Consider the following 7,609-nt stretch of genomic DNA (forward strand, 5'->3'; position numbering starts at 1 on the left):
CGTCAACCCTATTTTTTAGATTTCACCTCTCGCCACTTCTCATTTTAGGGGGACAGTTACGAAAATGCACATTTACAACGTTAAGAATTTCCCACCTTAAAAAGCAGGATGATTAGTTTTATTCAATGATTTGAATTTGACAAGATTAAAGAGTTAGGAGTGATTTGAGGAATTACTAGAAAGAGATTTATTAGAGGAATTTACTAGGTTATGGCTTTGATTCGGTTTTTCTAAAGAATACATCTGGATTAGGTTGACCATTCAACGTATTCCGATTATCACCCCAAGAATGGAGTAGAGAATCTCTAGGACCTGTGACTACTTGGTTATAGTCACCCATATAACAGCTTACAGTGAATACAGGTGAAGATGGATTACTGACTACTGATTCTGGACTTAAGCTCTTAGCGAGAGAGAACGTTTTCTTAAATATTCCGAATGTTCCGTTGCCGATTCCACCAACCCCTGCTGGATCATTAAAGCGATTATACTGAATATGCGCTCCTTTAGCGTTGGCAGCTACTGAAGGGAAAAATGCAAAGGAGAAATGGTCCTGTGTGACATTCAATGGCGGGGACCAAGTTGTCCCTTGATTTCTGCTGAATGCCAGAAAGACATTGATGAAAGTCTGCCCATTGATAACTGTACCAGCATTCCATACAACATAAATGGTACCGTCAGGACCAATAGAAGCTTGAGGAAATTCATTATTCCTGATATTATTTTGAGCATTTACAGCAATTACTGGACGCTGTTGGTCACATAGTACAACTTGGTTTGCTGCTGCAGCGAAAGGTGGGGAAACTGCTACGTTCAGTGGAAAAGTATTTCCCCCGTCAGTTGATCTGCTCATTCGGATCGTTCTATTGGGCTGCCCCAATGTAAGAAAGTTAGTTATTTGTTCATAAAACACATAAATATTCCCCTGCTTGTCTACTACCACGTTAGCCCCTCGATTAAATGTATTGGCATTTGGAGGAATGATGATATCCCTATCGGTAATCAAAGGATTTAACTGGACACCGGTTGTATACTTGGAGAAACGAATTCTAGCGTTACCACCTGCAGTTGTAAAATCAGTCCATACAATATAAAGCGCCTCTTGTCCTGGTCTATTTCTATCAGGTCCTACTGTAATCCACTCTTTATCTTGAGTTCCTCTGTTAGCACTAGGGTTTTGTCCACGACCAACAACTTGAGGGGGACGCATGGTAATTGTTTTGTTTGGATTGACAGTTCCTGTTGAAACACTAATTACGCTTTGAAATACACCATTAACGACTTCCCTACTTAATTGACCATAATAGAATATACCATTTCTATCTGCTGCGATTACTGGATCACCATCATTGAATCCTCCTGGATTTACCGGAATCGTACCCGTTTGTCTCCAGTGTTTACCTAAATCGGCAGAAAAGGAAAATCCTGAAACACTGTTTGTGCCATTGAGATCATTAAACCCATAGAGAATGAAATCTTTAAAATGGGCTAGGCTTGTCTCACTTTGAATGATGTTTGGAAAATTAGCTACATCATTCGCACGACTATTCACTTGAACTTCTTTATCATTTGGTTTTGGAGGTTTTGGAGGCATTTAACCACCCTTTCATATTATTTTTTCAATATAGAATATGAAAAAAATAAAAAGGTGCTTGTACTATTTAATTTTTTTAGAAGAGTCATTTTAAGATAGCAACCGAATTACTTAAGATGAAACTAAGAGAATTGTATTTTTTAAATAATAAAAGTGTTGCTTTGTAAAAAAAGACTGATTTTTACAGTCAGTCTTTTTTCGAAGAATGAAGAGTTATCTAGTTATTGTATGCGGTAGTTAGACAAGCGTTCAAGACACTTACTTGTTTAGCTTGTATAAAAAAACACTTAAGGCTACCTAGGTGTTTGGAAGAATAAATTAAGTAAAAGAAACGGAACACTTCATCATATCCTTAGGTAGTAAAAAAGGATTAACTTTTTACAGTCCAATGTATAAACTATACAAATTTAGTTAACATAACGCATCATTATCGGTAGCAAACAAAAAAACTCACTCCTTGTTATATAGAAGTGAGCCTTTTTGTTTATTTATTAAATAAACGATTCCAAAAAGAATTTTTTTGTTTTGTAATTGCAAGCTGTTGAATACTTCGTATATTTTCCATCAACATTTTATCTCTTTCATTTACTCGGTTTTCTTGTCGAGTAAGTTGATGTTCCATACGTTCTAGAATTTCTCTATCACTTTTTCGTTCCTTCTCCATCTCTTCAATTTTTTCTAATAGGTGTCTATTAAGTTTGTCTTGCTCTTTTATATAATCTATTAAACTTTGTATAGATTCATTTGTCACAGGAGTTAGAGAACGGCTAGAAGAGTGGGTTTCGCTTTTAAATTCTTGTTGTATTTCTTGGAGAGCGTCCCCCGTTCTTGATGAAGAGCGGTTTCCTTCACGCTTAGATATAATAACTTTTGCAGCTTGTTCTAAGTTGAATTTTTGCTCTTGTACTAAACTTTTAAACAGTATAAGTGTATCTTGATCATAGTGAGTATAATAGCGAGTACCATCATCATTTTTCTCCCAGTAATATCCGTTCTTTTCTAGTGCGGCAGCCCACTTTCTTAAAGTACTTACCCCGATATTTAATCGTTCACTCATTTCTTTGTTTAACAAGACATATTCATATTCTTTCAAGCTATCACCTCACTCTTTAGAATATCATAAATTTTCTTGTGGGCGCTCGTTCACCCGCTCTTCAATGATTATTCGAGAATTTAAGAGAATTCCCTTTGATTTTAAAATTGGCCGGAGTAGAACACAGTAAATCAACTATCTTTTTTATACAAGATTTTATACAAATTTTTGTACTAATACAGGATATTCGTAAACCTGAAAAAACTTAGTATCTCCACAATGTATAAAATCATGCATAACACGATAAAAAGAGAAAACGCACAACCCCAATTACATCAAAGGTTTGTGCGTTTTCCTTGCTACCGATAATAATGCGTTATGTCAACCATATATGTATTTAATATTCATTAATTTTTTAGTACTCACTATAAATTTAATACAGTAAAATGGGAATATAAGGGAATGTAAATAAGATACGTAGGAGGATTCGATGAGACAAATAAAATTCCTGTTTGTTTTAATAATCCTTATATTAGGAGCTTGTTCTAATGATAAGTGGTTTACCCTTAAAGGTGAGAGTGAAAATTGGATGGGTACGTACCAAGGCTATACATATGATGAAAATAATGAAGCAAGTGAACTTACTCTAATTTATAAAGGGGATCCTTCAGAAATTAAAGGTAATGTTAAATATAAATATGAAGCTGATAGTAGTGGAGAAGGGGACGGAAATGTTTCACTAGATCAAAACTCTATTAAAACTAAAATAATTTGTGAAGGTTGTACCATAACTAATAAAGATGATGTAATAAAGATTACTATGAGTTGGAACGATAAAACAGAAACTTTTAAATTACAATCTAAAAAGTAACTTCCGCTTTCGAATTTTATGTAAATAAGCTGTCCATATGGACAGCTTATTATATTTTTTGCTTAGCGTATTTTTTCGAAATGCTGACGAGACCCCTTATACCAATTTTATACGGGTTTTATATTTTGTTAGAAGATCCTTTAAAATCTTTGAAAAAGTTAGATGCAATGCAACAAACTATTCCAGCAATAAGAACACTAAATGATAATACTTTATTTATGTTTTCAAACCGTATAACATCTGTAATCACATTAAGCATAATCAGTCCCCAAACAAATAAAATAACTCCAAAAAAACCCAATATTTTCCCTGTTAATGAACGTTTTTTCATAATCTCCCGCCTTTCCTATATATGTAAATTATATCATAAAAACAAATAGTAACCCCTTGTTTTTGGGTGTGAGTGCTGGCTGGGGGTTTGGGGGCTAGCCCCCAGGAACTTAACGTAACTGAATATAGAATAAGCTTATTGCTTAGAACGATAGAACTGGCGGTTCGGCGGGTACAATTGCTGATCCAAGTCGAGAAACTTAACCCCGTTTTTGGTTTGTTCGGCTTGGCGAAAGCTAAAAACCAGCCGAAAAAAGTTTTGCAAGGACAGAAAAAAAAGTAAAGACGTTAGTCTTTAGGTGAGGATTAACGAACCGACTTTTTTATTCTGAAGGTGGAGATTTTTGAGCGTTTTTTACTCAAAAATACTACCTGTTCCTTGCGGAACTTTTAGCTCTTTAATAATAGTGATAATAGAGAGCATTTACAAAAAGCATATAAATCCCTTGATATAACTGGGTTTAATGCACTTTTTAGGGTGTCACGAAAAGGTGACACTTTTTTGTTTTTTGTCACCTTTTCGTGACACCTAAATAATGGATAAAGTACATAAAAAAAGACTGTATCAAATTGATACAGTCTAAAAAAATCTAGCTGGTAATTTTACTTTTTTACCATTTTGATCTTGAAGATTTTTCAAAGAATATTGAAACAATCTCATCGTTAACTTATCAAGTTTCACTTCATTTTTTCGGGGGGCACAAATCATTATGTAAGGATTTACTATCCATGTTCTAGGACTTACAGTGCGACCATTTTCAATAATTTGCCCAGCACCTTCTGGATTAAGTAAAATTTCTTTTTTCTTTAATGAATTCATAACAGCTGATGTTTTTTGCCTTGATTTTCCTATCATTTCAGCAATTTCAGAAACAGTTGCCGCTCTTGGTAACTCAAAATCGTCTTCAACGCTCTTTCGTTTCTTTTTAAATTTATCATCTCTACAAATAATGACATTACTTCTAAATTCCAAATAAGCTTGAATTCTAAATAAAAAACTTTCTTCAGCTTGAGTTAAATAACCAATACTATTCAATAAATCTAAATTTCTATGCATTACTTGATTAAAAGGTTCTCCAGCAAATGGATCTTTATTAGTTCCAACATAATGGTCTTCTCCAGTTAATTCTTTTAACTGTTGTAAAAGAGATTTTTTAAGTTCTTCAGCCTGATCTCTTTGTTTTCCATCCTTCTCGAAATCTCTTTTTCTAGCATTTCTATTAGCTTGATTTAAAGCTTGTCCTAAAGCTTGTTCATTTTCATCTTTCATTTTGTCGATTCCTCCTCTAATTGAGGGAATCAACAAAAATACCTATTTTTTGCTATTTGATTATGAATCAAATTATGATAATCTATAACCAGACATTTAAATTTTAGGTATTTTCATTGAATACCCTTTGAAACGAGCCATGTTCCAGCATGGCTCGTTTTTTATTTTATCACACATATACCCTCAAGATATTGTCAAACAAAGTTTCCCCAAAATTTTACTTAATTCCTCATAATATCTTCTAACGATCCCTATCAAATCCTCGTTGTCTACTAGCCATTTCTCTTTTATGTTCACGCTCAAATTGATTATTTACACCTTTATTAGCTAGTTCATTTTTAATAAGCTCTCTAAACGTCTGAAATTTATCTTTAAAGGTTTTTTTAGTTTGCTGATACAAAACCCTTATATTAATCTGCAAATCCTTTATATGAGCTTTTAATGAGCTTATTTCAATATTTAATGTACCTACTTCTTTTTGCAACTGACTTTTTTCTTGTTTCAATGTTCGATTTTCTTTCATCCACCCCTCTGCATGCACTTTTAGACTCTCATTCTCTTTCACAAAATCTGTCTTTTTCAAACGCTCATAATCCTTTTTGATAGTAACTGCTGCATTCACTTGTTTTGTTAATTCTTGATATTGTTCTGGTGATAACACATAATTTCTTGTCTGTTTCTTCGTAATTTCAGCTTTTCCAAACATCTTATCCTGTACTTCTATTATTACTTCTTTACGTAAAAATGGAATTTTAATAGATTCATTTGGCACTTGATCCGTAGCACTATCTAATTCTTTTTGCATTTGATTTACTCTTTTTTCTAACTCTACATGACACTCGTTAATTAGCTGCAACTTTTCACTTTCACTCTCTACTTGTTGTTTTACTATCTCTAATTCTTTATACGTATCAACAACATCACTTTCCAAACTCGTTTTCGCTACTTGTAATTCGTTTGTTTTCTCTTCAACATTTTTTAAATGATAGTCAATCGTTTGTAAATGCGTTTCTTTTTCTTGTACTTGATTTTCAATAGTTGACTTCGCTTCTGCATATTCCTTGTATTGACGGACTTTCATGTACTTATGAGAACCTACATTAGCACGTTCAAAATTCGGAATGTGCTCTTTAGCCAATTGCTCAATATAGGCCGTTTCTAATTCTCTCCAATGTGCAATTAACTTTCTTCCCGTTCCTTCTACACCTTGTTGTTGCAAAGCTCTATCCATTCCGACACGCCTCTTTAATCCTCGACTACTTTCAAAATTCGGTACATAATTAATATGTAAATGCGGATTGGCTTCATCATCATGTAAAACCATGTTATAAACTACTAGATTTGGATTTCGCTCTTGAAACACCCCAGCATAGCGCTTCAGTGCTTCCTTTTTGGCTTCCCTATACTTTGGGTCGTCTTTGCCTTCTCCGATCGCTACAACCAATTCTCGTTGCTCATGTGTCTTATCGTCTTTATGTATTTTGTCATAGTAGTCATCAATCTTACGGTCATTCCGTTTTTGTTTCTCGTTATACTTATCGACCGCTTCTTGAAAGACATCCTTGTATACACTTCGGATGTCCTTTTGAACAAAATAAATATTCTCGTCTAACCTTGATGGATCGATGCCAGGATTCCCATGAATATTTTCTCTGTTATTATGGCTTAATGAACTTTGATGTGATTGATTAAATGAGATAGAACCCAACATAAAATGCCACCACTTTCCCTAGATTAATTGATACCATAAGTCTAGCAAAGCGACGAAATGGAGTCAATTGAAGTAACCCTATACTCATTTTGACACTAACGCATCAAAATCGATAGGGGTCTGCGACGCTTGTCGGCTCCCCCGAACCATGCCCAGCATGGCAAAAACAAACCTTGGGCTTTGCCCAAACCCACTGGGGAATTCTTCCCCAGACCCCCTCAATCGAACTCCCCAACCCCTCAATCCTTGAGGGGCTCCCTCGCCGGTTGGCAGGAACAAACTGTAGTTTGTTCAGTGCCAAGAGGGTTCGGGTGTAGTACAGTTGGTCAAGTCAAATACTCCCTTTGCTTCGCTAGGTCCGTTTTGATTGACCAACACTCTTTTTTTCCTATAACAGGTTTTTAGGGGTCACCATATCAAAAAAAGAAAATTGTACGTTTAGACACAATTTGGACACAAATAAAGATGTTTGGTGTACGCTAAGACAACTTTTCGGCTAAATAGGGACTATTTGGCACTGGAAATTCGATGTTTTCTAAGATATCAACTGGAATATTACTTTCACTAATGGGAAAAGTGACTGTGGTTTGTAAAGGTATACCTTTAAGGACATAACTTTAATCCTTATAAAATTAGGGTTTGTAAAGTTTATAAACCTGTTACAAAACATTTATAAACGTTTATTAAGTCTTAACAACCTTTATGAATCCCTTAGCGTACAATTTTCTTAAAATGATATGGTGACCCGGATCTGGAAAAATCCAAAGAAAAAAACGAAATTAGGGTTGACGTCAACCCTA

At 34.6% G+C, this 7,609-nt stretch carries 6 protein-coding genes; 1 reads left to right on the forward strand and 5 read right to left on the reverse strand.

What is annotated here, in order from left to right:
- Window positions 1-208 precede the first annotated feature (208 nt).
- On the reverse strand, window positions 209-1,594 hold the full coding sequence (locus COC96_RS25775; RefSeq protein ID WP_098769647.1) for a sialidase family protein: 1,386 nt from the start codon (window positions 1,592-1,594) through the stop codon (window positions 209-211).
- 484 nt (window positions 1,595-2,078) lie between these two features.
- Complete coding sequence (locus COC96_RS25780) at window positions 2,079-2,687, reverse strand: MerR family transcriptional regulator (RefSeq protein ID WP_098769649.1); 609 nt, start codon at window positions 2,685-2,687, stop codon at window positions 2,079-2,081.
- 430 nt (window positions 2,688-3,117) lie between these two features.
- Here COC96_RS25780 and COC96_RS25785 point away from each other — a divergent pair, with 430 nt between their 5' ends.
- Window positions 3,118-3,498 (forward strand): hypothetical protein, encoded by a 381-nt coding sequence (locus COC96_RS25785; RefSeq protein WP_098769651.1) that lies wholly within the window; start codon window positions 3,118-3,120, stop codon window positions 3,496-3,498.
- 118 nt (window positions 3,499-3,616) lie between these two features.
- Here the strand turns inward: COC96_RS25785 and COC96_RS25790 are convergent, their stop codons facing one another.
- The 3 genes from COC96_RS25790 to COC96_RS25805 all read right to left on the reverse strand — a co-directional run bounded on the left by COC96_RS25790 (window position 3,617) and on the right by COC96_RS25805 (window position 6,809).
- A complete protein-coding gene (locus tag COC96_RS25790; RefSeq protein WP_098769653.1) occupies window positions 3,617-3,829 on the reverse strand; it encodes a hypothetical protein in 213 nt (70 codons plus the stop codon).
- 579 nt (window positions 3,830-4,408) lie between these two features.
- Window positions 4,409-5,098, reverse strand: coding sequence for a Rep protein (locus tag COC96_RS25800; RefSeq protein WP_098769657.1), 690 nt, complete (start codon window positions 5,096-5,098; stop codon window positions 4,409-4,411).
- A gap of 241 nt (window positions 5,099-5,339) precedes the next feature.
- The gene (locus COC96_RS25805; protein ID WP_098769659.1) at window positions 5,340-6,809 is read right to left on the reverse strand and encodes a plasmid recombination protein; all 1,470 of its coding nucleotides are present in this window, start codon (window positions 6,807-6,809) and stop codon (window positions 5,340-5,342) included.
- Window positions 6,810-7,609 lie beyond the last annotated feature (800 nt).

Source organism: Bacillus cereus (genome assembly GCF_002577405.1).
Classification (GTDB): domain Bacteria; phylum Bacillota; class Bacilli; order Bacillales; family Bacillaceae_G; genus Bacillus_A; species Bacillus_A cereus_AU.

Coding starts and splice junctions, on each gene's coding strand:
- COC96_RS25775 (WP_098769647.1), bottom strand. CDS start 1,594: ATGCCTCCAAAACCTCCAAAACCAAATGATAAAGAAGTTCAAGTGAAT.
- COC96_RS25785 (WP_098769651.1), top strand. CDS start 3,118: ATGAGACAAATAAAATTCCTGTTTGTTTTAATAATCCTTATATTAGGA.
- COC96_RS25790 (WP_098769653.1), bottom strand. CDS start 3,829: ATGAAAAAACGTTCATTAACAGGGAAAATATTGGGTTTTTTTGGAGTT.
- COC96_RS25800 (WP_098769657.1), bottom strand. CDS start 5,098: ATGAAAGATGAAAATGAACAAGCTTTAGGACAAGCTTTAAATCAAGCT.
- COC96_RS25805 (WP_098769659.1), bottom strand. CDS start 6,809: ATGTTGGGTTCTATCTCATTTAATCAATCACATCAAAGTTCATTAAGC.